We start from the raw sequence: 25,562 nt of genomic DNA on the forward strand, positions 1-25,562 counted from the left end.
GCTCCCCGCCGCGCGGCGACGCCTAACGTTCCGGCCAGTACCAGGGCGGCTCCTCCAAGAACCCCAGACCGGACACGGTCGTCGCGCCGTCCTCTTTCACCAATTCGATCAAACGCAGGTCACGCGCCTGCTCGGTCATCACGTCGAGCAATTCCCGCGCATGAGTCACCACCACGACCTGGGTCTCCTCCGCCATGGTGGCGATGAGCTCACCCAATGGCACGAGCAATTCCGGATGCAGACTGGTCTCGGGCTCGTTCAAAACCAGCAGTTCCGGCGGCCTGGGCGACAGCAGCGCCGCGACGAGCAGCAAATACCGCAGTGTGCCGTCCGACAACTCCGCCGTGCCGAGCGGCCGCACCAGTCCGGGCTGATGCAGTAATAATTCGAACCGCCCGTCGCGGTTCACGATTTCGACGCTGCTGCCGGGAAAGGCATTGTTCACCGCCTTGTCGAGATCGTCGGCGAAACCGATCTCCCGAATTGTTTGCAGCGCCGCCGCCACATCCGCGCCGTCCGGCCCCAGAATCATTGTCCGAGTGCCGATCTGCGGCGTCCGCGCCGGCGCGTCCGCATCGGTCCGCAGATGATCGTAGAACCGCCAGGATCGAATGCGTTCCCGCAGCAGCAGCAAATCCGGCGCCCGTTGCGGATCGGCCAGCTCGGCCAGCATGCTGTCGAACGGTTTCAGCGCGTGCGGCACCATGCCCCAGCCGTCCGCCTCGTCCCGCAGCCGCACCACCGGCCCGCCGCGGTCGGCGAGCAGGGTCGAGGGCCGCAGCACCGGCCCGGCCCAGACCGCCTCGGCCTTGATTTCCGGATCACGGTTGAACATCGACTGCCCGGGAATCGGTATACCCAGCTCGGCCGCGTACCCGAAGTCCTCACCGGCGAATCCGACCCGCAATCCCAGCGGCTCATTTCGCGCCGCACGGTTGGGCCCCGCCCACAGCGTCGAATCCAACCCGCCTTCCCGGGCCAGCCCGGCCACCGCCCCATTCCGCGAGAAATCCGCCAGCAACCGCAGCACCCGATACAAACTCGACTTCCCGCTCCCATTGGCCCCGGTTACCACATTCAACCGCCCCAACGGCACCACCAAACGCCGCAACGACCGGTAATTCTCCACCGCCAACGTGGTCAACATTCCCCCACCCTATTCGCAGAGATATCGAGTGGGCTTCGTCACTCTGCGCGGAGCCCGAAGACAGTGCCGAACCTCTCGAGCTGAAACGGCGCGACTTCGATCCGGCTGAACGTCACCTCGCCGAGTTCCCTTCAGGCTTGTCCTGCTGGTCCTTCTCGCTTGACCTCTTGCGCGTCAGCCCGGCAGCCAGTGCAGCTCGTGCGCCAGGGTCTTGGCGACGGCGCGGATGCGGCGGTGGACTGGCGACTGCTCGCGCGGGAGGACCAGGTGGAGTGTCAGGCTGGGCGCGCCTCGCAGCGGTCGCCAGGTGAGACCGGCCGATAGTGTCGTGACCGCAGCTTCACTGGCGGGGGCGAGGGTGAGCCCGTCGCGCAGGTCGTGCTGAGACATGTCGAAAGAGACTGCGGGCGTGTGGAATCGGGGGTGTGGTCGGGTGTCGCGGAACAGTGCGGACAGCTGATCGTGGATCACGGGATTGGCCGCACGGTCCGGGAGCCGCACCGGATACGCGGCCGCGTCGGCGATCTCGATCTCCGGGTGTTCGGCCAGCGGATGATGCTGCGCCAGCTGGACTCCGACGCGCGCACGCCGCAGCAGGAACCGGCGCACGCCACGACCCGGCTGTGCACCGCGGGTGATCCCCGCATCGATGCGGCCGGCGGCGACCGCGGGGGAGATCTCCGGTGTCGCCATCGGGACCGCGCCGACCTCGAGTCCCGGGCTGCTGCGAATCAGCCTGTCCACCAGGGCCGGTGCCGTCTCGGCCCCCGTGCTGATGCTGTAGCCGATGCGCAGTGTGCCCAGTTCACCGGCCGCCGCGCTCCGGGCGGTGTCCCATGCCCGGTCCAGCGCCGCCAGCGCGGGCGGCGCCGACTCCGCCAAAGCCGCACCGGCCGTGGTCAATACGACGCTACGCGTGTCGCGGATCAGCAGGGCCGTACCGAGTTCCGCCTCCAATCGGCGCATCCGGGCACTGAGTGCGGGCTGTGCGATACCGATCCGTGCGGCCGCGCGGGTGAAGTTCAACTCCTGCGCCAGCACCAGAAAGTACCGCAGGCTCACCGTATCCGGCGCCACATGCCCTCCCTGCCGATTGATAACGATCCGTTCTGAGCCTATCCCGTATCGGTCTTTCCCCCGATCACACATCAAGCCCTAACCTGCGCGTATGACGATTCAACAGGAGGCTTCCGTGGCTAAGGGCTACTGGGTCAGTGTCTACCCCGCGATTTCCGACCCCGAGAGCCTGACGCCCTACAACAAGCTGGCCGGCCCGGCTGTCCAGGCCGGGGGCGGGCGCCTCCTGTCCCATATCGGCAGTCGAGTCGTCGCCCACGAGGCCGGAATCGCGCAACGCGTCATTCTGATCGAGTTCGACAGCTTCGAACAGGCCGTCGCAGCCTACGAGAGCGAGGCATACCAGAAGGCGCTGGCGGCCCTCCCCGCCGGCGTCGAGCGCGACTTCCGCATCATCGAAGGCATCGACTGATGCTCGCGATCCGAGAGGTCCACGAACGACTCGACTCGTAATCGCCCCACCCGGCCCAGCCGCGGTGGAAAATTCAGAATGACGAGCCGGTGATGTCGGTGGAACAGGGGCCGGCTGCTTACGTTTGGTGAAATTTCTGCCCGCCGTGTTAACGAAACACGAGATTCACCAACCGAATCCAACTGGTCGGATCGTGATCGACACAACGGGAGGGCTACCGTACGATCGCCGTACGGGGAGCAGAGCAGCCGGTCGAACGGGGGAAACGGTGTGAGCAATCGGCTACCGGCGGCCCTCCGCGACGCAGCGGAGTGGGTGCGCCGTTTCGCACGGACGGCGCCGGGCACAATCGGCGCGGTGGGCGCGGGATTGGCCATTCTGTGTTTGATCGCGGGCCTGGTGAGCGCGAGTCAGCTCAGCGCCAAGATGACCCAGCGCGATACCGTCCTCGCCAATACCGAGCCATTGGCCAATGCGTCGCAGCGTTTGTACGTGGCCCTGTCATCGGCCGATGCCGCGGCCTCCGCGGCCTTCCTGTCCGGCGGCATCGAATCCGCCGAGGTGCGTTCGCGATACCGGCAGGCGCTGGCCGATGCCGCCGCCGCCCTCGCCGAGGCCACCACCGGCGCCTCCGACCAGCAGACGCGAATCGCCGTGGCGCGCATCTCCGCCGAGCTGCCCACCTACACCGGCCTGGTCGAATCGGCCCGCGCCAATAACCGGCTGGGCTTGCCGGTCGGGTCGGCGTACCTGCGGCAGGCCTCGGACCTCATGCAGAATTCCCTGCTGCGCGATGCCGAGCAATTGGAACAGAACCGGCTCGCCCACCTGCACGCGGAACAGGACGACATCGCCTCGCTGCCCTGGTTCAGCGTCGCGCTGCTGCTCGCGGTGCTGCTGGCCTGCGCGCTGGGGTCGCTGATGTTGTTGCGCCGCACCAATCGCCGCGTGAATCTCGGCGTGGCCACGGCCGCCGGCGCGGCGGTGCTGCTGCTGTTGTGGATCGGCGTGGCCACCATCGCCGCGCACACCGCCATCGACGGCGGCCCCAAGGGCGCGACCGCGCGGTTCGAAACCCTGGTCAAGGTCCGCATCCTCGCCCAGCAGGCCCGCACCGAGGAGACCATGCTGCTGGTCACCCGCGGCGATCTCGACGAGAGCGAGGGCCGGTTCGCCACCCGCAGCGCCGAATTGCGCGATCATCTGCTTTCCGTGGTCGGCTCGGACGCTCCGGCCACGCAGGCGTACGCGAGCTGGCAGGATGGGCATCGCGAGCAGATCGAGGCCTATCGGGGCAATGACTACCGCGGCGCGGTGGACCAGGCGATCGGCACCGGCGTGGACGACACCGCCACCCGGTTCGCCGCACTGGACGTCTCGCTGCGCGACGAATTGGCCCGCACCCGTGAAGAATTGCGTGACGACGTGGACGCGGCGGGCGACGCGCTCATCCTGAGCCCGCTGGTGGCCCTGGTCCTGCTGGTGGGCGCCGCCGGCGCGGTCGGCGTCGGAGTGTGGCCGCGGTTGAAGGAGTTCCTGTGAGCGCGCGGATTCGGCTGATGGTGCTGGCGGCGGTGGCCGGGCTGGCCGCGGCCTGCGGCGGGGAGGCGCCGGAGTCGGCGCCCATGGAGCTGACCGTCACGAACCTGCTGCCGCAGGGCGCCACCGAGATCACCAGTGCGCCGGGCGAACGCGGCGGCCTCACCTGCGACGAGACCGCGAGCCTGCGCCCGGGCGCACAGCCCGGTCCGGGAAACATGCCGGTCGGATCGACCATGGCGACCATTGTGGCGAACGGCAAACTCCGCGTCGGGGTGGACCAGAATCAGTATCTGTTCGGCTACCGGAATCCGGCCACCGGCCGCATCGAGGGCTTCGATATCGATATCGCCCGCGAGATCGCCCGCGACCTGTTCGGCGATCCGGACAAGATCGAGCTGCATCCCATCCAGTCCGCGGATCGCATTCCGTCACTGGTGAACAATGAAGTCGACATCGTGGTGCAGAATTTCTCGGCGACCTGCGAGCGCCGCCGCGATATCGAGTTCTCCACCACATATTTCGAGTCGGATCAGCGCATTCTGGTGACCAAGGGCTCCGGTATCGGATCCGCGGCGGATCTGGCCGGCAAGCGCGCCTGCGCGGTATTCCGCACCACCACCCTCGACGCGATTTTCGCGCTGCCGCAACGGCCCGCCATCATCGGCATGAACAATTGGCTCGACTGCCTGACCGCCATGCAGCAGGGATTGGTGGACGCTGTCAGCACCGATCTGCCGATCCTCTACGGCCTGGCCGCGCAGGACCCGAATCTGGAGGTGGTGGGCACGGCGCTGGCGAAGGATCACTACGCGGTCGGCGTGCAGCAGCAGGCCAAGGATATGGTCCGCTTCGTCAATGGCGTGCTGGACCGTATTCGCACCGACGGCACCTGGCAGCGGATCTACAACGAGCGCCTCAGCGTGCTGGGCCCCGCCCCGAGTCCACCCGCTCCCCGGTATTTCGAGTGAGCCGGCATGGACGGGAATTCGGGGCACATTCTCACCCTCGCCGAAATCGACCGGGAGATCGAAGCCCGGGAGCGCGATATCGCCGCCATCGCCTCGACCCTGGTCGATCTGGACAAGCATCCCGGGCTCGTGCAGTTGCGCAGTTTCCCGCCGATCGGAGTCACCGAGGAACGCTGGGCCGCGGCGCGGTCGGCGCTGGAATCGATGTGGGAGGACTTCGGGCGGCTGCGCACGATTCTGGATCGGGCGCACGAGACGCGGAAACGGCGGCGGCCCGACGCCTTGGATCGGGAGGAGTTGACGGGATTGCTGCGAGGCCGTCCATTGGAGGTGGCGCGCACGACGATTCCGCTGGTGCAACGCTCGCTGATGGGCCCGCGACATCAGGTGGAGTATGTGGGGTTCGCGGAAATGGTGACGCGCATGCACACCGCATTCCCTACTATCGCGAAGGTGCTCGATGCGGTGGCCACGGTGAATCACCGCGTCATGTCCGAACTGCAGCCCATGCGCTCCGAACTCGAACGGTCGGGTACCGGGATTCCGCAATTGCGCACGCTCGCGGACGATATCGACGCGCTCATCCGGCAGTCGGCCCTCGATCCGCTCTCCCTGCGGACCGAGGAAATCGACCGGCGGATAGCCGAGTTGGCCGCCCGCATGACCGCCGCCGCGACGCTGCGCGCGGAATTGTCGGCCCTGGCCGTGGATTGGGGCGGGGCCGTCGACGGACTGCGCGCCCGGGTGGAGCTGCTGCGCCGGACCTATGAGCGCGCCGACCACGCCCGGGTGGAGGTCGAGCGCACGGTGCTGGCCGGGCCGCTCCCCCGCCACGCCGACGACAGCGCCCTGTTCGGCGCGGAACTGACCGCGCTGCAAGCCAATCCCCCGGCGCCGGCCGCCCTGCTGGATCTGCGGCGGCGGGTCGAAGCCGCCCTCGCCACCGCGCAGCGCAATGCGGAACTGGCCCAGGGCCTGCTGGACCGGCGCATGGAACTGCGCGGCCGGCTGTCTGCCTACCGGGCCAAGGCGGCGCGGCTGGGCGTCGGCGAGGATCGCGATGTGCGGGCCACCTACCGGATCGCCGCCGGCCTGCTGACCCGCAAACCCTGCGACCTGGCGGCGGTCACCCGGGCCGTGACCGACTATCGGCAGCTCATCGCGCAACGATCGGGGAGGCGACCATGAACTGCACCGAAACCGCCGGTTGCACCGGAACCATTGCGGCGGACGGATATTGCGACACCTGCGGGGCCAAGGCCGCCGCGCCCGAGCCCGCGGCGCAGTCATCGGGCGCACCCGCGGCGCAGTCCTCGGCCACCGTGTCGGGGGCGCTGTCGCGGGGCAGCGCGGCGCGCACGACCATCCGGTCGGGGCGCACCGGCCGCGGGCCGATCACCGCACCCTCGCGCGGGCATCTGGGCGCCGGACTGGTCGCCGTCCCGCCGGTGGCGCCGATCGAGCCCACATCCGCCGTGATGACCGATCCGAAAGTGCCCGAGCACCAACGGTTCTGCAGCAAGTGCGACCGCCCCGTCGGCCGCAGCCGCGGTGAGCAGCCGGGCCGATCCGAGGGTTTCTGCGGGCACTGCGGGACCCGGTTCTCCTTCACGCCCAAGCTGTCCCGCGGGGATATGGTCGGGCAGTACGAGGTGCTCGGCGCGCTGGCGCACGGCGGGCTCGGCTGGCTGTACCTGGCGATCGATCACAAGCTCGAGTCCCGGTCGGTGGTGCTCAAGGGCCTGCTCAACTCCGAGGATCCGGATGCCATGCGGGCGGCGGTGGCCGAGCGGCGGTTCCTCGCGCGGCTCGAACACCCGAATATCGTCAATATCTACAACTTCGTCGAGGAGACCGGGCCGGACGGGCGGCCGGTCGGCTACATCGTGATGGAGTACGTCGGCGGCACCTCGCTCAAGCAGCTGCTGCGGCGGCGGCGCGAGCAGCACGGGGAGTATCTACCGCCCGCGCAGGCCATCGCGTACATGCTGGAGATGATGCCGGCGCTCGGCTATCTGCACGGGCGCGGGCTGGCCTACTGCGACTTCAAGCCCGACAACGTGATGCAGCGCGAAGAGCAACTCAAGCTCATCGACCTGGGCGCGGTCATCACTATGAGCGACCAGCAGAGTGCGATCTACGGGACGCCCGGCTATCAAGCGCCCGAGATCGCCGAGACCGGGCCCACCGTGGCCTCCGAGGTGTACACCGTGGGCCGCACGCTCGCGGTGCTGATCATGCGGATTCCCGTCGAGCACGGGCGCCTGGGGCCGCTGCCAGGGCCGGATACCGAGCCGCTGCTCGCCCGGCACGAATCGCTGTATCGATTCCTGTTGTGCGCCACCGATCCCGATCCCGAAGCCCGGTTCGCGTCGATGGACGAGATGGCGGATCAGCTCACCGGGGTGCTGCGGGAAGTGGCGGCCGCGGCGGACGGGAAGCCGCGCGCCGGACTCTCCACCAGGTTCGGGCCGCCGCGGGCCGTCTTCGGCGCGGGCGCGGAGCTGCCCGACGATCCCGGGAGAATCATTGCCGCACTGCCGGTTCCGCAAGTCGATCTGAGCGACAGCGGCGCCGCCCTGCTGGCGAGCAGCAGCGCGGTGACCCCGGCCGAGCTGGAGCGCGAGATCGCAGGCATGCGCGCGGTGGCGACCCACCCGGAGGACTCCATCGAGATCCCCCTGCGATTGATCCGCGCCGCACTGGAATCCGGCGATGCCGACGACGCGCTGCGCCGCCTCGACGAGGTGGGCGGTGCGCTCGACGGCGACTGGCGCTTGACCTGGTTCCGCGGGCAGGCCCGGCTGCTGCAGCGGGATTGGGCCGCCGCGCACGAGGAATTCGATGCGCTGTACACGGCGCTGCCCGGTGAGCACGCGCCGAAGCTCGCCCTGGCGGTGACATCGGAGTTCATGCTGCACGACGGCCGCGAGCCCGAACCAGAGCAGGTGCGCGAACGCGCGGTGCGGTACTACGAGGCGGTCTGGCGCACCGATCGCACCTATCCCGACGCCGCTTTCGGCGCCGCCCGGCTGCGACGGACCGCCGGCGATCGCCAGGGCGCGATCGCGGTGCTCGATCAGGTGGACGCGAGCTCGGCGGTGCACACCGAAGCCGGTGTGCTCGCCGTGGACATCCTGCTGGACGTGCAGCGCTCCGGTGAACTCACCGAGAATCTGCTGCGCGATGCCGGCCGGCGAATCGGGAATCTCACCATCGATTCCAAACGCCGTGCGGCGCTGGCCCGGATGCACGTGCTGGATGCGGCACTGCAATGGCTGCGCCTGGGGCGGGTGCCTGCCGAGCAGGCCCCGCTGTTGAATGTGACGCTCGATCAACAAGGGGTGCGAACCGGTTTGGAACGGTGTTATCGGGTCTTGGCCCGGGAGGCGGACGATATGTGGGAGCGCATCGCGCTCGTGGAGCAGGCGAACGCGGTTCGCCCGAGGACCACGCTGTGACCGCGCGCTGCCCGGCCTGCGGCACGTTCGCGGCGGAGACCGACAGGTTCTGCGAGGCCTGCGGGCGGCAGCTCGGGGGGCGGGTGGCCCTGCCGCCCAATGGGAATGCGCCGTCCGGTGCGAGTGCGGCCCTGGCGGGCGATGACGGGGCGCCGCCCAGCACGACCGTGCAGCCCCACACCGGGACGACACTGTCCTACGACACGCAGCCGCTGATCGTCTGCGAGAACTGCGGCGGACGGCGATTCACGACCGACGGCTATTGCGATCAGTGCGGGCAACTGGGCCCGCAGCGCGACCGGTTCGAGGCCGACCTGGCGACGGTATCGCTCATCACCGACCGCGGAATCGCGCACGCGCACAACGAGGATGCCGTCGCGGCGGCGATTCTGGCCAGCACCTCCCCCGGTACGCCGCCGACCACCGTGATCGCGGTCTGCGACGGAGTGTCCACCTCCGAGGACCCGCAGGCGGCCTCGGGCGCGGCCGTGCGCTCCGGGGTGGACGCGTGCCTGGCCGCGCTGGTCACCGCCACGCCCGCCGAGACGAGCGTGCTGGCCGGGCTCAATGCCGCCGCGCAGGCCGTGCGCGATATCGGCACCCCCGACGGCCGATCGCCGTCGTGCACCTACGTCTCGGCCGTGGTGCAGTTCGACAATGCCGGCGGCGCGCACATCACCGTCGCGAATGTCGGTGACAGCCGGGCCTATTGGCTGCAACCGGGCGCGGACGGCTCCCGCCGGCTCACCGCCGACGACTCCCTGGCGCAGGCGCTCGTCGACAGCGGCGCCATGGACGAGGCCGCGTCCATGAACACCCCGCACGCCCACGTGCTCACCCGCTGGCTCGGCGCGGACGGCCATTCCCAGCCGTGGTCGGCCAGTTGCGTGCGCACACTGCACACCCGCGAGCCGGGCGTGCTGCTGCTGTGCACCGACGGCCTGTGGAACTACCTGCCCGACGCGACGGCGCTGGCGCGCATCGCGACCGCGTCCGCACCGCTGGCGGCGGCCCGGGCGCTGGTCGATTACGCGCTGCTGGCCGGGGGTAAGGACAACATCACCGTCGCACTCGTCCCGATTTCATTCTCCGCGCCAGAAGGAGACGCACCGTGAGTTCCGCTGTAGACAACGCCATTTCGGTTTTCATCGATCAGAACGAGTACCTGGCGGAGGGGGTGCGCACGGTCGACGCCATCATCACCGTGGAGACGCCCGCCGATCTGGTGGTCGCCGCACCGGTCAAGGAGCGCGTCGAGATCCTGATCATCGACTGCTCGGGATCCATGGGCAACAACGACAAACTCGAACACGCGCGCCGGGCGGCCACGGCAGCGCTGAATGTCCTGCCCGACGGCACCCGCTTCACCATCATCGAGGGCACCGATCAGGCCGAGGTGGTCTTCCCGCGGGACGCCGCGACGGCCGTCATGAACAAGCAGAACCGGTCCGCAGCGCAGCACGCACTGAAAAAGCTGCACGCGCACGGGGGTACGGCCATGGGCACCTGGCTGGGGCTGTCGCGCATGGTCGCCGAACGCCATCCGGATGCCATGGTGCACGCGATCCTGCTGACCGACGGCAAGAACGAGCACGAGACCGCCGAGCGGCTGACTGCGGAGATCAAAGCTTCCGAGGGGGTCTTCACGTGCGACTGCCGTGGGATCGGAACCGATTGGCACGTAGCGGACCTGCGTGCGATCGCACTAGCGCTGCACGGTACCGCGGATATCGCCACGACACCGGAGGAACTGGCCGCGGAGTTCGCCGCAATGGTGGAAATGTCGATGGCCAAGACTATTCCAGAGCTGACGCTACGAGTCTGGTCTCCGGCCGGGGCCACCGTACGGTTCATCAAGCAGGTCGCGCCGCAGATCGAAGATTTGACCGGACGCCGTACCGATGTGGCACCGCTGAACGGTGAGTATCCGCTGGGCGCTTGGGGTGCGGAGGAACGGGACTACCACATTCAGATAGATGTGGAACCCGCCGACGCCGGACGCGAAAAGCTTGCCGCCCGCATCAGCGTGCTCGCCGACGGCGCGATTGTCGGGCAGGGTCTGGTGCGGGCGGTCTGGACCACCGACACCGATCTCTCCGCCCGGATCAGCCGCCGGGTCGCGCACTACACCGGGCAGGCCGAACTCGCCCAGGCCGTGCAGGAGGGACTGGCCGCTCGCAAACAGGGTGATCTGACCACCGCCACAGCCAAATTGCAGCGCGCGGTAGAGCTGGCGAACGAATCCGGAAACGAGGCCACCGCGAAACTGCTGGCCACCGTCGTCGATGTGGACGAGCGCACCGGTACCGCCCGATTGCGTACCGAGATCGACGATATGGACGAGCGCGCGCTCGATATGCGGTCGGTGCTGACGGCCCGGGTGCGCAAGGAGGACGGTGCGTAATGGCAACCTGTCCCGAGGGACATGATTCAGCGGCGGTCGATTACTGCGATACCTGCGGGCTGCCGATCGAAAACGGCGGAGGCGGCGGAACTCCGGCCGCCCCGGCCGTCGCCCCGGTCTGTCCCGCCTGCGATGCGCCCTCGGAGAGCCGCTTCTGCGAGAACTGCGGCTGGGATCGTGACCTGGCCGCACCGCCGCCGCTCGAACAGAACTCCGCGATCAGTGGTGATACCACGATTGTCGGCGGGGACACGGGCGCGTGGACCGGCATCGGCTCCGGCTCCGGGCCGCTGGTCTGGGTCGCGACCATCAGCGCCGATCGCGACCACTACGAGCGGATGATCGCGATGAAAGGCCCGGACAAGGACCGCGTCGAGTTCCCCGACTACTATCCGGATCGCCGAATTCCCTTGAGCGGTCCCACCGTACTGATCGGAAAACGCAGCGCCTCGCAAGGCATCCATCCGGAGATCGACCTGTCGATCGCCCCCGCCGACATCGCGGTCTCGCGCTCACACGCCATCCTGCACATCAATGACAACACCCTGACCGTCACGGACCTGGGTTCCACGAACGGCACCTGCGTCAACGACAGCTCGAAACCCATCCCCCGCCACATCCCCATGGACCTGCGCCCGGGCGACCGCATCCACGTCGGCGGCTGGACCACCATCACCCTCACCGCCGAACCGCGGTAGCCGAATCCAGCGCCCGCCGCGAGCGGGAACCACGGCGTGCACACCCCGCACCAACAGCAGACCGCCGACCAGGAAGAGCGGCGTAAATCCGGCGAGGCCGACGACCGTGGAGGCGACGAACGGCGCCACGTTGTGCGGTACGGCGTTGGCGATATGCAGCACGCCCATATCTCGGGCGGCTTCCATGGGCGACGGTCCCGTGCGACCACGTCGACGGCGTTGCATCATCGCGAGATCGGCGTGCATGCCCCCTTCGACCACTGCGCAACCGACGGCTTTCCGGGCTCGCACGCGGCGAGCCCCGAAGCGCGATCAGCTGATTTCGGTTGTGAGGGGCAGGTTCGCGACAGAGGTGCCGATGTGCAGGGTGAAGGGGCCGGGTTCGACGGCCCAGCCCTTCTCCGTCCAGTGTTCGAATGAGCGGCGGGGCAATTCGATGGTGGCCGTGACGGATTCGCCGGGGGCGGCTTCGACGAGGGCGAAGGCGGACAGCCAGCGGATCGGGCGATCCACGGTGCTGGTCTCGCGGGACAGGTACGCCTGCACGACCTGTCGGCCCGGGCGGTCACCGGTATTGCGGACGGTGAGGGTTGCGGTGCGGCCCGAGACCACGAGGTCCGCCAGTTCCCAGGTGGTGTAGCCGAGGCCGTGGCCGAAGGGATAGGCCGGGGCCACACCGGATTTCAGCCATGCGCGGTAGCCGATGTGGATGCCTTCGTCGTAGGGCAGGGTGTTGTCGGGGTTGGGCTTGGTGTTCAGCACCGGGACGTCGGCCATGGCCTTGGGCCAGGTGGTGGGCAGGCGGCCGCCGGGTTCGGTTGCGCCGGTGAGCACATCGGCCAGGGCGGCGCCGAATTCCTGGCCGGGGAACCAGGCCAGCAGGACCGCGGCGACGTCGTCGCGCCACGGCATCTCCACGGGGGCTCCGGCATTCACGACCACGACGGTGCGCGGGTTCACGGCGGCGACGGCCGCGACGAGTTCGTTCTGGCGGCCGGGCAAGTCCAGCGTCTTGCGGTCGTAGCCCTCGGATTCGATCTGCTCGGTGGTGCCGACCACGACGACGGCCACGTCGGAGGTGCGCGCCAATTCCACTGCGGCGGCGAACTCTTCGTCCGCGGACCGGCGGGGCCGGCCGATCGCGAAGGTGAGCGCCAGGGCGGGCATGCCGCCGGCGGGCACGAGCCGGATGCGGACGTCGACCTCGTCGCCCTCGGCGAGGGCGCGGGTCACGAACCGCTGCGGCGGGTTGAGCAGCATCTCGACCGGATCGGTGCCGTCGGGCAGCACACTCTCCGCGAGCACCGTCTCGCCGTCGAGTTCCAGGCTCAGGTCGCCGACTCCGGCGAAGCCGATGCGCCATTCACCGGCGGTATCGGCGCGCAGCCGGCCGGTGATCTCGATGGCCTTGGCCCGCATGGCATGTGGATTGCCGAACAGCATGAGATTGCCCGCCGCGCGATGCTCGGCGGCAAGCATGGCATCGCCGTCGAAGTAGCGCAGGCACACGCCTTCGACGCCGGTTTCCGGATCGGTGACCAGGGCGAGCGGCACCGGAATCAGGTGCTCGCTCAGGTATACACCCGGCGTGTAGGTCACCGGGAGCACCGCGGACAGGCCCGCCAACGGTGAACTGGTGTGCGACGGGATGACCGTGGCGCTGCCACCGCCGCCGAAGCGGGGTTCACCGGCGGCCGAGCCGAGCAGGGCCACCCGGGCGGGCGCACCCAACGGCAGCGTGCCGTCATTGGCGGCCAGCACCATGGCCTTGGCGGCGGCCTCGCGCACCAGCTGCCGCGCCGTGTCGTCGGTGAAAGCCGGTGTGGCCGCGGGTGTTCCGTTCAACGCCCCGACGCGCTCGGCGAATCGCAGGATGCGCCGCACCTTGTCGTCGATGGCGGACTCGGGCACCTCCCCCGTGCGCACGGCCTCCTCCAGCGCTTCGCCCCACAGCGGCCACGGTCCGGGCATGGCGAGGTCATTGCCCTTGGCCGCGCCGAGGGTGGACCGCACCGCGGTCCAGTCCGAGACGACGACGCCGTCGAATCCCCACTCCCCCTTCAGCGGTTCGTCGAGCAGATCGTTCTCGGTCATGGTGACGCCGTCGACCGAGTTGTAGGCCGACATGATCATCCACGCCCCGGCCCGCACCGACCGCTCGAACGGGTACAGGTACAGCTCGCGCAGGGTGCGCTCGGCGGCGATGACGTCGGCGGTGAAGCGCTCGGTCTCGGAGTCGTTGGCCACGTAGTGCTTCGGGCACGCGCTCACCCCGTGTGACTGCACGGCCCGCACATAGGCGTCGGCGATCTCGGCGGTGAGCATCGGATCCTCGGAATAGCATTCGAAATGCCTTCCGCCGAGCGGAGATCGGTGCAAGTTGATGGTCGGGCCGAGCACGGCGTACACATCCTTGCGCCGCGCCTCGGCGGCAATGAGCCCGCCGATCGCGGTAATGAGCTCCCGATCCCAGGTCGCGGCCAGCGCGGTGCCCGAGGGCAGGCTCACCGACGGATCCCGCTCGTCCCACAGTTCGCCGCGCACCCCGGACGGTCCGTCCGAGACCGGCATCTCCGCCAGCCCGATGGCCGGATCGCCCGCGAACCGGAACATCCCGGCCCCGGACACGAGCCGGATCTTGGCGGGCAGGTCGAGCTTGCCGAGCAGGTCTTCGATGCGGTCGCTCATGCCGTTTCCTCCCAGAATTTCACCAGGTCCGCGCACACCTGCGCGGGTACGTCCTCGTTCGGCAGGTGCCCGACGCCGTGGTAGACGGCGGTCTCGGCATGCAGCTGCGCGGCGAAGTTCTCGTGCACGCCGGGCGCCCACAGATCATTGGTGTCGCCGTAGGCGACCAGGATCGGCACTCCGGCATCGCGCAGCACGGCCGGATCGGCTACCGGCGGCACCTCCATCACCTTCAGGATCCCCAGGATATTGGCCTTCTTGGTGGCCAGAATGCGGTTGTGCAGAAACTCCAGGCGCTCCGGGGCCGGGGCGTTTCCGGAGTCGAACATGGCGGTGCTCATCTGCTGCCAGATCGCCTCCTGCCCACCGGCTTCCACGAACTGGGCGACCAGCTGCGGCGGCGGGAAGTTGATGTCCTCGATCGAGGAGGGACCGGAGGCGAGCAGGGTGAAGCTGCGCACGCGATGCGGTGCGGCGATGACCACGACACGCGAGACATAACCGCCGAAGGAATGGCCGACCAGATGGACGGGCTCGTTCGGCGACACCTGGTCCAGGACGCGGATCAGATCGCCGGTGAAGTCGTCCATGGTGTAGCCGGAGATATCGTCCGGGCCGTCGGACTGCCATTGCCCGCGCTGGTCGTAGGCGACGGCGCGATAGCCGTCGTGCGCCAGCAGCGGCAGCATGGCCTCGAAGTCCTCCTTGGACCCGGTGAATCCCGGCACCAGCACGACCGTGCCGCGCACCTCGACCCCCGCGGGTGGCCGCGCCTCCCAGGCCGCGAGTGTTCCGGCTCCGCCGCGCAGCGTCAGCGGGGTGATAGGTGCCTGGCTCATCGGGATCCCTTCTTCGTACGTCCCTGTACGGCTGGCACGAGTGTGCCAGCGGAGTTCCCAGTTTACCGAGTGGTTACTCGGTACTGTTATAGTTTCGTTACCTATGCCGATTTCCGCAGGTCAAGTAGAGCGCACTACTGTCCACAATCATGACGCCGCACCCCCAACGCCGGAGACGGGGCGACGACCGCCGCGAACAGATCATCGACGAGGCGCTGAAGACCTTCGCCGACAACGGGTACCGCAGCGCCTCCATCGCCGAGATCGCCGAGCGCTGCGGGCTCTCGCAACCCGGTCTGCTGCACTACTTTCCGAACAAGGCCGCCCTGCTGTCGGCGGTGCTGGACTACCGCGACCGGCTGGATTACACCCGGCTCGGCTTCGATCAGGACCTGCGCGGCACCGCCCTGCTGGAGCGGCTGATCCAGCTGGTCGAGCACAATATGCACGTGCCGGGACTGGTGCGGCTGTTCACCGTGGTCACCAGCGAGGCGGTCACCGCCGACCATCCGGCGCACGAGTGGGTGGTCGACCGCTACCGGAATTTGCAGGCCCACTTCGTCAAAGCCCTCGAGGCCGGCATCGCCGACGGCGAATTCCGGTCCGATATCGATACCCGGGCCATTGCCCGGCAGATCGTCGCCATGATGGACGGCCTGCAGCTGCAATGGCTGCTCGATCCGGAGGGCGTCGATATGGGCGCGCTGTTCCGAGAATTCATCGAGGAGCTCAGCGCGCACATCGCGCGCTGAGCTCCTCGGAAGGCGCCCATTACCGCCGGTGAGCGGCGTACCAGGCCAGCAACTCCGGATCGTCGACCGAACTGGGGTCCACCACCCGGTCCGGATCGACCCCTTGCAGAATGCGTTTCAAGGGGACCTCGAGTTTCTTGCCGGTGCGAGTGTGCGGAATGCCCGGGGCCCGCAGGATTTCATCGGGGACGTGCCGGGGCGACACCTCGTCGCGAACGGCGGTGGCGATGCGCCGCTTCAGATCCTCGGTGAGCTCGTGCCCCTCGGCGAGATCGACGAACAGCGGCATCCAATAGTCGCCATCCTCCCCTTCGATGCCCAGCACCAGGGCCTCGGCGATCTCGGGGAGGGCTTCGACGGCCTGATAGATGTCGGCGCTGCCCATGCGAATGCCATTGCGGTTCAAGGTGGAATCGGAACGGCCGTGCACGATGACGCTGCCGTGACCGGTCAGGGTGATCCAGTCACCGTGCCGCCAGACTCCGGGAAACATGTCGAAATAGGCGTCGCGGTAGCGGGTCCCGTCCGGATCGTTCCAGAAGGCCACGGGCATGGACGGCATCGGCTTGGTGATGACGAGCTCGCCCACCTCGCCGCGCACCGGATTGCCCGCACCGTCCCAGGCCTCCAGGGCCACACCGAGATACGGGGCCGAGAGCTCGCCGGGCCAGACCGGGACCGTCGGCGCGCCGCCGGCGAACGCCGAGACCACATCGGTGCCGCCACTGATGGAGGCGACGGGGATGATGTCGCCGACAGTGTCGCGCAGCCACAGCGATGACGTGGCGGGCAGCGCCGAACCGGTAATGCCGATCAGGCGCAGCGCGGTGAGGTCGTGGTCGCGGGCGGGCACCGCGCCGGCCTTCTCACAGGCCAGCACGTAGCCGGGGCTGGCGCCCAGCACGGTGGCCCGGGTGCGAGCGGCCATCTCCCACAGCGCATCCGGAGCCGGATGGGCCGGGCTGCCGTCGTAGCAGACGATGGTGGCGCCGGCGAGCAGGCCCGCGACCTGGAAGTTCCACATCATCCAGCTGGGGCTGGTGTACCAGAAGAAGGTGTCGCCGGGACCCATATCGGATTGGAGCGCAATGGCTTTCAGATGCTCCAGCAGCACGCCGCCGTGGCCGTGGACGATGCCCTTGGGCTTGCCGGTGGTGCCCGAGGAGTAGAGCACCCACAACGGGTGATCGAAAGCCACCGGGGTGGTTTCGAGCACCGTCTGCGGGATCTCGCCGCCGCGAGCCTCGTCCGTCCGCTCCAGCGTCGCCTCGTCCCAATCGAGCGCGCCCGGCACCTCGTACCCGAGCGCGGACACCGCCACGGTGGCCCGCAGGCTGGGCAGACCCGCACGCAGCGCCCGGATCTCGGTGCGCTTGTCGTGGGCTTTGCCGCCGTAGCGGTAGCCGTCGGCGGTGATCAGCACCGCCGGTTCCAGCTGCCCGAGCCGGTCCAGGGCGGCCTTGGCGGTGTAGTCCTGGCCGCAGGCGCTCCAGATCGCCCCGAGCGAGGCGGTCGCCAGGAACGCGATCACCGCCTCGGGGAGATTGGGCAGATACCCGGCCACCCGATCGCCCGGCCGCACGCCCAGCTCACGCAGCGTGCGGGCGAGTACCGCGGTGCGGGAGAGCATTTCGGTCCAGGACAGCTCCCGTGCGGGCCGCCCCTCGCTCAGCGCGATGATGGCGGGGCGATCCGTGCGCGCCTGCCGGGCGACCTGATCGACATAGTTCAGCGTGACGCCCGGGCACCAGCGCGCACCGGGCATGGCATCCTCGGCGAGCATGAGTTCGGGTGTCTCGCCGAGCTCGAAGTACTCCCACACCGCACGCCAGAACCCGGCCACGTCATCCACCGACCACTGCCACAGTTCCCGGTAGTCACCGGCCCGCACGCCGTAGCGCTGTTCGGCGAAGCGCGCGAAATCGGTAATGCGGGCGGCGGCGATATCGTCCGCTTCCGGAACCCACTGCGGTGTACCGGCTTCCGCCGCCGTGGCGTCGAGGCTCATCGGGCGCTCCATCCACCGTCCATGGTGTAGGACGCACCGGTCACCATGCGGGCGGCATCCGACGCCAGCCAGGCGACCAGCGAGGCGACCTCCTCCGGTTCGACGAGACGCTGGATGGCATTGTCGGTCAGCATGATCCGCTCCACCACCTCCTGCTCGTCGATGCCGTGCGCCTTGGCCTGATCGGCGATCTGCTTGTCCACCAGCGGCGTCCGCACATAGCCCGGGTTGACGCAGTTGCTGGTCACCCCGTGCGGACCGCCTTCCAGCGCGGTGACCTTGGACAGGCCCTCCAGCGCGTGCTTGGCGGTCACGTACGCGGATTTGAACGCCGAAGCCCGAAGCCCGTGCACCGACGAGACATTGACGATCCGCCCGTGGCCGCGCTCGTACATGTGCGGCAGGGCCGCGCGGATGAGCAGGAACGGGGCCTCCACCATGAGCGCGAGCATGCCGCGGAACCGCTCGGGCGGGAATTCGGTGATGGGGCTGACGTTCTGCACGCCGGCATTGTTGACCAGGATGTCGACCTCGAGCCGGAGCTCCTCCAGGGCGGCGACATCGTGCAGATCCACTTCCCAGGCCTGCCCGCCGATCTCGGCCGCCACCGCCTTGGCCCCGAGGGCGTCGATATCGGCGACGGTGACGGTGACGCCGTGCGCGGCCAGTTCCCGGGCGCAGGCCGCGCCGATGCCGCTCGCTCCGCCGGTGACCAGGGCGCTGCGCCCGGCTAGGCCATCGGTTCCGCTCGTCATACCTTCAGTCCCTTTCCTGCCTCCGCGGCAACGGCTTCCGCGTCGGCGCGATCGATTGCCTGCAAATCCATGCCCTTGGTCTCCCGGGCGAACACCACCGCCACGACGGTGATGGCGCACGCGATGGCCAGGTACAGCGCGATGGGCACGGAGGAGTCGTAGGTGTCCAGCAGTCGCACCGCGATGATCGGCGCGAGCGATCCGGCGACAATGGAGGTCACCTGATAACCAAGGGACACACCGGAATACCGCATCCGGGTCGGGAACATCTCGGCCATGATGGCGGGCTGGCCGGCGTACATGAAGCCGTGGAACACCAGCCCGATGATGATGGCGGACAGGATGACGAGGTTCTCGCCGCTGTCCATCATGGGGAAGGCGAAGAAGCCCCAGGTTCCGGTCACCACCGCGCCGATCAGGTACACCGTCCGCCGCCCGAGCCGGTCGCTGAGCCGTCCGGCCATCGGGATCACCGCGAAGTGCACCGCGTGCGCGGCCAGCAGCCACCACAGGATGTGCTTGGTATCGGCCCCGACGTGCACCTTCAGGTAGGTGATGGAGAAGGTGACCATCAGGTAGTAGGAGATGTTCTCGCCGAAGCGCAGGCCCATGGCGGTGAAAACGCCGCGCGGATAACGCTTCAGCACCTCGACCGCGCTGAACGAGGCCGCCTTCTCCTGCTCGGCCAGCTGCTGCGCGGCGACGAAGATGGGCGCATCGGTGATCTTGGTGCGAATGTAGTAGCCGACCAGCACGACCACCGCCGACAGCCAGAAGGCGACCCGCCAGCCCCAGGACAGGAAGTCCGCGTCCGACAGTGTCGAGGTCAAGGTCAACAGAACGACGGTCGCGAGCATATTGCCCAGCGGCACCGCGGCCTGCGGCCACGACGACCAGAAGGCCCGGCTCTTGCTGGGGCTGTGCTCGGCCACCAGCAGCACCGCGCCGCCCCATTCGCCGCCGACCGCGAAGCCCTGGATGAACCGCAGCGCCACCAGCAGCGCCGGCGCCCAATAGCCCACCTGCGCGAAGGTCGGCAGACAGCCCATCAGGAAGGTCGCCGCGCCGACGAGCACCAGGCTCAGCTGCAGCAGCTGCTTGCGCCCGTACTTGTCGCCGAAGTGACCGAAGACGATGCCGCCCAGCGGCCGCGCCGCGAAGCCCACCGCGTAGGTCACGAACGCCGCCAGGATGGCGTCCAGATCGCTGGTCCCCTTGGCGAAGAACACCTTGTTGAACACCAGCGTGGCCGCCGTGCCGTACAGGAAGAACTCGTACCACTCGACGACGGTCCCCGCCATCGACGCGGCCACCACCCGGCGGAGTCCGGACAGCCCGGCCCCCTCCCGCGGCTCCGAAACCCGGACGCTCATGCGCGACTCCTCACACTCGGGCCGCACCACCCCTCATCTGTGATGCGGCCCACAAACTTGATCGCTACAGAGTATTCGTGCACATTGATTTGCCCGCAATGGCCAGATTCGCAGCATGTATCTGCAAATATGCACACATGAGCGTGAGCCCCACCACTCCCCGCCCGAATCCGGACGACCTGCTGGTCCTGCTGGCCGTCGGCCGCTCCGGCCGCTACGTTTCGGCAGCCGAGGAACTGGGCCTCAACCACACCACCATCTCCCGCCGCATCGCCGCGCTCGAACAGGCCCTGGGCGGCCGCGTGCTCACCCGCGGCGCCGGCGGCTGGGAGCTCACCGACCGCGGCCGGGACGCGCTCGCCGCGGCCGAGACCATCGAATCCGCGGTCCGCTCACTGACTTCCGGCTCCGCGGGCGCGACCCTGCTGGAGGGCGTGGTCCGCATGTCGGCCACCGACGGCTTCAGCGCCTATCTCGCCGCGCCGGCCGTCGCCACCGTGCAGCGCACCCATCCCAAGATCTCGGTGGAGATCGTCGCGGCCACCCGCCGCGCCTCACCGCAACGCTCCAGCCTCGATATCGAAGTGGTGGTGGGCAAGCCGCAGGTCCGCCGGGCCGAGGCCATCGCGCTGGGCGACTACACCCTCGCCCTCTACACCGCCCGCTCCTACCTCGCGACCCACGACTCCCCGACCTCCGTCGCCGATCTGGCGCACCATCCCTTCGTCTACTTCATCGACAGCATGCTCCAGGTCGACGATCTGGACCTGGCGTCGTCGTTCGCCATTGCCATGCGCCAATCCATTTCGTCCACCAACGTTTTCGTCCACGTCGAGGCGACCCGCGCCGCCGCCGGGGTCGGCCTGCTGCCCTGTTTCATGGCCGATCGGCACCCGGATCTGGTGCGGATCCTGCCCGATCAGGTCGCCATCCGGCTCACCTACTGGCTCGTCACGCGCGCGGAAACTCTGCGTCGCCCGGAGGTCGCCGCCGTCGTCACCGCCCTGCGCGACCAGGTCGCCGCCTGCCGCACACAGCTGCTGGGCACGCCGCCGCCCGCCTGAACTCCGACCAAGCAGTTGCTTGTTTTCTAGGTTCGAGCTACTAATGGAAGGCCACCGGCAGCGACGAAGGAAGCAGATGAACGACTTCGGTCACCGACCCGGGGCCGCCTTGGTGCTCGGCGCCAGCGGCGGCCTGGGACGCGCCACCGCACGGATGTTGCTGCGGCGCGGCAGCCGGGTCGCGCTGACCTACTTCCGCTCCCCCGAACCACTCGAACCGCTGCTCGCCGAGGCCGAGGCACTCGGCCGCACCGCCCAGAGCCGGCAGCTCGATCTGTCCGACGCGACCCGGACCGCGGAGGTCTGCGCTGAGGTGGCCGCCGCATTCGGCGGCATCCACACCCTCGTCTACGCCGCCGGACCGCACATCCCCATGCGGCATCTGAGCCGAATCACCCCGGGCGACTTCCGATCCCAGATGCTCACCGATGCGGTGGGGTTCTTCAACGCCGCCCATGCCGCCATCCCGCACCTGCGCGCCACGGCCGGGAACATCGTCGCCATCACCACCGCGGCCACCACCCGGTTCCCCATTCGCGACGGGCTGTCGAGCTCGCCGAAAGCCGCGGTGGAGGCGCTGATTCGCGGTATCGCCGCCGAGGAGGGCCGCTTCGGCATCCGCGCCAACTGCGTCGGTCCCGGCATGACCATCGACGGTATGGCCGAGCGCCTCATCGCATCCGGTGAACTCGACGAGCATGCCTTGGACGTCACCCGGGGCAATATCCCGCTCCGGACATTCGGCGACGCCGAGGACATCGCCGAGGCCGTCTGCTTCCTGGCCTCCGACCGCGCGGATTTCATCAGCGGGCAGAAGCTGGATGTCGACGGCGGCTACGGCGTGTGAGGTCAGTGCACGATGATCTCGTCACCGACGGCAATGGTGCCGGGAGTGGTCACCGCGACCTTGATGCCGAAGGTGACGCCGCCGTCCGGATCACGGCGGTAATCGGCAAGGGTGCGTAGCGGTTCCGGGCCGGACCGTTTACCGGTCGGTTGGTCGACGAGGGTCACATTGCACCGGACGTCGGGCTTCACCCATCGCAGCCGGACATCACCCAGGGTGAAATCGCGAATGCCGTCCTCGATATACGGCTCGGTCCATCCGGTCATCACGATATTGGGGCGGAAGCGTTCCATCGGTACGGGATTCGCGCCCTTCTCCAGGATCCTGGCATTCAGATCGTCCAGTGACGAGACCGAAGTCAGGTGCAGCGGAGTGGAATCCGTGAAGGTGATGTCGCCGTGCCGATCGTCCACCGAGCGCTGATGCTCCGGCGGGACGCGCACCAACCGCACCTCCTCCCCGAGGAGATCACTGGCCCACGCGGCGGCCTCATCGCCCTGGTCCACCGCGCTGCCCTCCCACACACCGTGCACGGAAACGGTCAGCCGCGGGCCGTCGTAGCGCACATCGACTGTGGCGCTGTCGAATTCGTCCGCGGCCAGCGTCAGCTTCGCGCCGTCGCTCGCCAGCTCGGGCCGGATGATCGACAGCCGTGGAGTGCTCCGCTGGGTGCGGAACAAACCGTCGGGCCGCACGAACATGAAGGTCCGATCATCGGCCACACCGGTCGGCACGATCCGGGCCGCGGACATCGGACTGCCCGCACATCCTTTGATGGGGTAACACATCAACGCAGAAACGATCGCCACTCCAGCCACCCTAACCAGTCCGGCCCGCTCCCGCTCGAGCGGACCCGCGGCAGGTGATGGCGCGGGCCTGTTCTCGGCATTCGCCCGCACCACCACCTGCTGCGCGGACGGTTACCAGCGTGGTGGTGCGTAGGGGCTGGGCGACAGCGCGACCGAGCGCGCGGATAGCTCTCCCAGCGAGGGCGCGTCGTGATGGACGAGGCTGGAGCAGTACGACACTCGACGGCTCAGGTGCCGTTCGGCAATTCGCTCGACGAGTAGCGGAATGAACTCCCGGACCCGGTGGCCGTCGAATTCCCGATGGATGCCACGCACCACCTCGGCGACGACCCGCGATGTCAAGTGCGGGAACCTGATCGCCAATCGCGTGATGAGCTCGTCGATCTGCTGATCTTCCTCGGGTGCCGCCATACCCCAGCCTCGCCTCCAGTACGAACCGCATGATGCCGGCATCCGAAACGCCCCTGCGGATGCACAGCGAAGTGGACAGCGGCCCGGGCTATCCCACCACCCGGACCGCGCCCCTCGAGTATCAGCTTATGGAGGGAATTTGTGCTCTCGGGAATCCCTTTCTGGCACAGCTTGTCTGCGGAGTAGGCACAGGCTGTCCGGGGCATGCGAAATGCGAATTGCAAGTGATTTTGCAGTTGCAACAACGACTTCCGCCGACCACTGTAGCGCCTGCCGGCGCCGATGGGGGTTGAAACGCCACGCTACTTCACCGATACCGGCCGTCAGCAACGGAAGTGGCGCAGGATCGGCCCGGTTACGAGACGCCGACCAGCCGCGGCGACGGTGTCAGGTTCAGCCGGCTGACCGCGTCGCGCACGTCGGCGGGCCAGATGAACAGCCGGTAGATGGGATCGATGTCGAAGTAGTCCTCGGGCCCGACGAGCACCCGGGTCCGCATGTCGACGCAATACCGTTCCCGCCAGCCGAACGGTTCCGCGGCCGGTTTCCCATCGACGATAAGGGATTTCGCAATGGCGAACAGCCGCTCGACCGACCGGTACTCGTAGGCGGGCATGGTGGCCGGCTCACCCCAGATCCCGCGCCCCGCGGCGACCGCCGCATCGGCGGCGGCGAGGAACAGCGGCAGATCCAGTTCACCCGGTATGGACGGGACGATGACGAACGGCGCGGCCCACCCCTCCCGCACCATGTCCAGGTTGAACGTGGAGCGCTGCTCGCGGGTCAGCGTCTCCCGTTCGGCCTTCGAATAGTTCGGCGCCACATAGGCCAGCAGTCGCCCATTGGTGTCGAACGGCGCATCCGCGGTCCGCACGAACAGCGCCCGCTTGCTCCCGTCGGGTCGCGTCAGCCGTTGCGCCGCATTCGCTTTCGCGAAGTCGGCCGCCAGCGTCCCCTGGGTGAACTGCAAGGTCCCCGCCTTGCCGGTCTCGATCTTGGGCAGCAGATAGTCCGCGAACCGCCGCGACACCGGCACATCGCCCGGCCGCTGCCGAATCCACTCGGCCAGCTGAGCGAATTTCTCGTCCACCCGTTCCGCACCCTGCTGCGAACCCGCTGTGACTTCGGGCGTGTCGATCGACAACATCCGCACGGGCATCCGGATGGCCGGAGTATCCCCATCATGGATATCGATCAATGCCTTGGTGTCCAGCGACGGCATACTGACGCCCCGCGGCGCCCAGAAAATTTGCACTGCCTCGAGCATCACAGACCCTCACACTCCGCTGAAACGAAAGTCTTCCACCTGTATCGTCCGCTCGAACCTCCTGCTACGCACGAGTAGCGCCCTACCCGATTCCGGGCGCGCTGGAGTCGAGTAGTTCCCCGCATCCGCGCGGGCGCCGCGTCGGCAAGGATCGGACCATGGTTGCTCAGCAGCGCTGGCTGCGATACGGGGGATGGGCACTGGCCGTGGTCGCGGTCACCGGATGGGCCGTCGTCGGTTTCTATCTTTACGTGCTCGCCGCGTTCGCGGCCTCGGACACCCGATGCGGGGAGTACACGCGGAATCCACAGGTGAGCGGCGAGGGCGCGATATGGGTCATCACCACCGGGCTGATCTGGGCCACCCCGTTCGTGATTCTCGTCCTCGTCCGCCGGAATCGGCTCACCATCGCGCTGGCCACTATCGCAGTCCTGATCTCGAACGTGGCCGCCATCAGCATATTCACCCACCCGGCCGCGTTCTGCTTCTAGTCGCCCGAACAAGCCTAAAATCGTTCTGATGGCACGCATTTCGTATGCCGATCCCGATCGGCTCCAGCCGCATCTCCGCACCTGGTTCGACATCCTCCCGCCCGATCCACGCCTTTTCCTGGCTTTCGCTCGCGCGGAGGGCACCGCGGGCCTGGTCATGGATCTCGCCTTCGCCCTGCACCGCGCCCTGAAACTCCCGGAGCGCCTGGTCGAACTCGTCGCGACCACCGTCACCCGCGTGGAAGAGTCGGAATACCTTCGCCAACGCCATATCCCGCGCGCGGGCCTACTCACCGACGCCGAACGCGACGCCATCCTCCAAGGCACGGACGCCCCGACCTTCGACGATCGCGACCACGCCGTCCTCCGCCTGTCCGAGGCGATCTCGGCCGGTCCCCGCGTCGGCGAGGCCACCTACGCCGCGGCCCGCGAACACCTCTCCGACCGCGAACTCGTCGAACTCATCCAGGTACACGCGTACTACTGGATGGCGGCCCGTACGGCCACCGTCCTCGATATCGACGCCGACGCCTGACCCGGATCAGCGCG

At 68.4% G+C, this 25,562-nt stretch carries 23 protein-coding genes; 13 read left to right on the forward strand and 10 right to left on the reverse strand.

Going from position 1 to position 25,562, the window contains the following annotated elements:
- Positions 1–22: 22 nt before the first annotated feature.
- Positions 23–1,147: an AAA family ATPase gene (locus ACFVIV_RS10695; RefSeq protein ID WP_379194770.1), complete on the reverse strand. Its 1,125-nt coding sequence runs from the start codon at positions 1,145–1,147 to the stop codon at positions 23–25.
- Positions 1,148–1,321: 174 nt separating this feature from the next.
- Positions 1,322–2,224: a LysR family transcriptional regulator gene (locus ACFVIV_RS10700; RefSeq protein WP_379194772.1), complete on the reverse strand. Its 903-nt coding sequence runs from the start codon at positions 2,222–2,224 to the stop codon at positions 1,322–1,324.
- Between the two features lie 91 nt (positions 2,225–2,315).
- Between ACFVIV_RS10700 and ACFVIV_RS10705 the strand changes: the two genes are divergently transcribed.
- The 8 genes from ACFVIV_RS10705 to ACFVIV_RS10740 all read left to right on the forward strand — a co-directional run bounded on the left by ACFVIV_RS10705 (position 2,316) and on the right by ACFVIV_RS10740 (position 11,709).
- Positions 2,316–2,636 (forward strand): DUF1330 domain-containing protein, encoded by a 321-nt coding sequence (locus ACFVIV_RS10705; RefSeq protein ID WP_379194774.1) that lies wholly within the window; start codon positions 2,316–2,318, stop codon positions 2,634–2,636.
- A gap of 270 nt (positions 2,637–2,906) precedes the next feature.
- Positions 2,907–4,178, forward strand: a complete 1,272-nt coding sequence (locus ACFVIV_RS10710; RefSeq protein WP_379194776.1) for a hypothetical protein — start codon at positions 2,907–2,909, stop codon at positions 4,176–4,178.
- Positions 4,175–5,146, forward strand: a complete 972-nt coding sequence (locus ACFVIV_RS10715; RefSeq protein ID WP_379194777.1) for a glutamate ABC transporter substrate-binding protein — start codon at positions 4,175–4,177, stop codon at positions 5,144–5,146. Before ACFVIV_RS10710 ends, ACFVIV_RS10715 begins: the two co-directional genes overlap by 4 nt.
- A gap of 6 nt (positions 5,147–5,152) precedes the next feature.
- Positions 5,153–6,334, forward strand: a complete 1,182-nt coding sequence (locus tag ACFVIV_RS10720; RefSeq protein WP_379194779.1) for a hypothetical protein — start codon at positions 5,153–5,155, stop codon at positions 6,332–6,334.
- Positions 6,331–8,607 (forward strand): tetratricopeptide repeat protein, encoded by a 2,277-nt coding sequence (locus ACFVIV_RS10725; RefSeq protein WP_379194781.1) that lies wholly within the window; start codon positions 6,331–6,333, stop codon positions 8,605–8,607. Before ACFVIV_RS10720 ends, ACFVIV_RS10725 begins: the two co-directional genes overlap by 4 nt.
- On the forward strand, positions 8,604–9,722 hold the full coding sequence (locus tag ACFVIV_RS10730; protein WP_379194783.1) for a protein phosphatase 2C domain-containing protein: 1,119 nt from the start codon (positions 8,604–8,606) through the stop codon (positions 9,720–9,722). The genes ACFVIV_RS10725 and ACFVIV_RS10730 overlap by 4 nt, the downstream gene beginning before the upstream one ends.
- Complete coding sequence (locus ACFVIV_RS10735) at positions 9,719–11,011, forward strand: VWA domain-containing protein (protein WP_379194785.1); 1,293 nt, start codon at positions 9,719–9,721, stop codon at positions 11,009–11,011. The genes ACFVIV_RS10730 and ACFVIV_RS10735 overlap by 4 nt, the downstream gene beginning before the upstream one ends.
- Complete coding sequence (locus ACFVIV_RS10740) at positions 11,011–11,709, forward strand: FHA domain-containing protein (RefSeq protein ID WP_379194786.1); 699 nt, start codon at positions 11,011–11,013, stop codon at positions 11,707–11,709. Before ACFVIV_RS10735 ends, ACFVIV_RS10740 begins: the two co-directional genes overlap by 1 nt.
- Positions 11,710–12,021: 312 nt before the next feature.
- Here the strand turns inward: ACFVIV_RS10740 and ACFVIV_RS10745 are convergent, their stop codons facing one another.
- Together ACFVIV_RS10745 and ACFVIV_RS10750 are read right to left on the reverse strand one after the other, a co-directional pair.
- Complete coding sequence (locus tag ACFVIV_RS10745) at positions 12,022–14,397, reverse strand: beta-glucosidase (protein WP_379194788.1); 2,376 nt, start codon at positions 14,395–14,397, stop codon at positions 12,022–12,024.
- The gene (locus ACFVIV_RS10750) at positions 14,394–15,236 is read right to left on the reverse strand and encodes an alpha/beta fold hydrolase (RefSeq protein ID WP_379194790.1); all 843 of its coding nucleotides are present in this window, start codon (positions 15,234–15,236) and stop codon (positions 14,394–14,396) included. Before ACFVIV_RS10750 ends, ACFVIV_RS10745 begins: the two co-directional genes overlap by 4 nt.
- 149 nt (positions 15,237–15,385) lie before the next feature.
- Here ACFVIV_RS10750 and ACFVIV_RS10755 point away from each other — a divergent pair, with 149 nt between their 5' ends.
- The gene (locus ACFVIV_RS10755; protein WP_379194792.1) at positions 15,386–15,988 is read left to right on the forward strand and encodes a TetR/AcrR family transcriptional regulator; all 603 of its coding nucleotides are present in this window, start codon (positions 15,386–15,388) and stop codon (positions 15,986–15,988) included.
- Between the two features lie 19 nt (positions 15,989–16,007).
- On the opposite strand, the gene ACFVIV_RS10760 is transcribed toward ACFVIV_RS10755, so the two are convergent.
- Genes ACFVIV_RS10760 through ACFVIV_RS10770 form a run of 3 tightly spaced genes read right to left on the reverse strand, consistent with a single transcriptional unit; the run spans position 16,008 to position 20,124 of the window.
- Positions 16,008–17,996 carry an acetoacetate--CoA ligase gene (locus ACFVIV_RS10760; protein ID WP_379194794.1) on the reverse strand — a complete coding sequence of 663 codons (1,989 nt, stop codon included), beginning with the start codon at positions 17,994–17,996 and terminating at the stop codon, positions 16,008–16,010.
- Positions 17,993–18,751, reverse strand: coding sequence for a 3-hydroxybutyrate dehydrogenase (locus ACFVIV_RS10765; RefSeq protein WP_379194796.1), 759 nt, complete (start codon positions 18,749–18,751; stop codon positions 17,993–17,995). The genes ACFVIV_RS10760 and ACFVIV_RS10765 overlap by 4 nt, the downstream gene beginning before the upstream one ends.
- Positions 18,748–20,124, reverse strand: a complete 1,377-nt coding sequence (locus tag ACFVIV_RS10770; RefSeq protein WP_379194798.1) for an MFS transporter — start codon at positions 20,122–20,124, stop codon at positions 18,748–18,750. Before ACFVIV_RS10770 ends, ACFVIV_RS10765 begins: the two co-directional genes overlap by 4 nt.
- 137 nt (positions 20,125–20,261) lie before the next feature.
- Here ACFVIV_RS10770 and ACFVIV_RS10775 point away from each other — a divergent pair, with 137 nt between their 5' ends.
- Together ACFVIV_RS10775 and ACFVIV_RS10780 are read left to right on the forward strand one after the other, a co-directional pair.
- Entirely contained in the window at positions 20,262–21,188 is a 927-nt protein-coding gene (locus tag ACFVIV_RS10775; RefSeq protein ID WP_379194800.1) for a LysR family transcriptional regulator, read from the forward strand.
- 76 nt (positions 21,189–21,264) lie between these two features.
- Complete coding sequence (locus tag ACFVIV_RS10780; RefSeq protein WP_379194802.1) at positions 21,265–22,035, forward strand: SDR family NAD(P)-dependent oxidoreductase; 771 nt, start codon at positions 21,265–21,267, stop codon at positions 22,033–22,035.
- A gap of 2 nt (positions 22,036–22,037) precedes the next feature.
- On the opposite strand, the gene ACFVIV_RS10785 is transcribed toward ACFVIV_RS10780, so the two are convergent.
- The 3 genes from ACFVIV_RS10785 to ACFVIV_RS10795 form a co-directional block, all read right to left on the reverse strand.
- A complete protein-coding gene (locus ACFVIV_RS10785) occupies positions 22,038–22,940 on the reverse strand; it encodes an MOSC domain-containing protein (RefSeq protein ID WP_379194804.1) in 903 nt (300 codons plus the stop codon).
- 15 nt (positions 22,941–22,955) lie between these two features.
- Entirely contained in the window at positions 22,956–23,255 is a 300-nt protein-coding gene (locus tag ACFVIV_RS10790) for a three-helix bundle dimerization domain-containing protein (RefSeq protein WP_379194806.1), read from the reverse strand.
- Between the two features lie 355 nt (positions 23,256–23,610).
- Complete coding sequence (locus ACFVIV_RS10795; protein WP_379194808.1) at positions 23,611–24,477, reverse strand: thermonuclease family protein; 867 nt, start codon at positions 24,475–24,477, stop codon at positions 23,611–23,613.
- A 203-nt stretch (positions 24,478–24,680) separates the two neighbouring features.
- Here ACFVIV_RS10795 and ACFVIV_RS10800 point away from each other — a divergent pair, with 203 nt between their 5' ends.
- Together ACFVIV_RS10800 and ACFVIV_RS10805 are read left to right on the forward strand one after the other, a co-directional pair.
- Entirely contained in the window at positions 24,681–25,013 is a 333-nt protein-coding gene (locus ACFVIV_RS10800; protein WP_379194810.1) for a hypothetical protein, read from the forward strand.
- Between the two features lie 28 nt (positions 25,014–25,041).
- Positions 25,042–25,548: a carboxymuconolactone decarboxylase family protein gene (locus tag ACFVIV_RS10805; RefSeq protein WP_379194812.1), complete on the forward strand. Its 507-nt coding sequence runs from the start codon at positions 25,042–25,044 to the stop codon at positions 25,546–25,548.
- Positions 25,549–25,562 lie beyond the last annotated feature (14 nt).

The organism is Nocardia sp. NPDC127526 (genome assembly GCF_042672265.1).
Lineage (GTDB): Bacteria > Actinomycetota > Actinomycetes > Mycobacteriales > Mycobacteriaceae > Nocardia.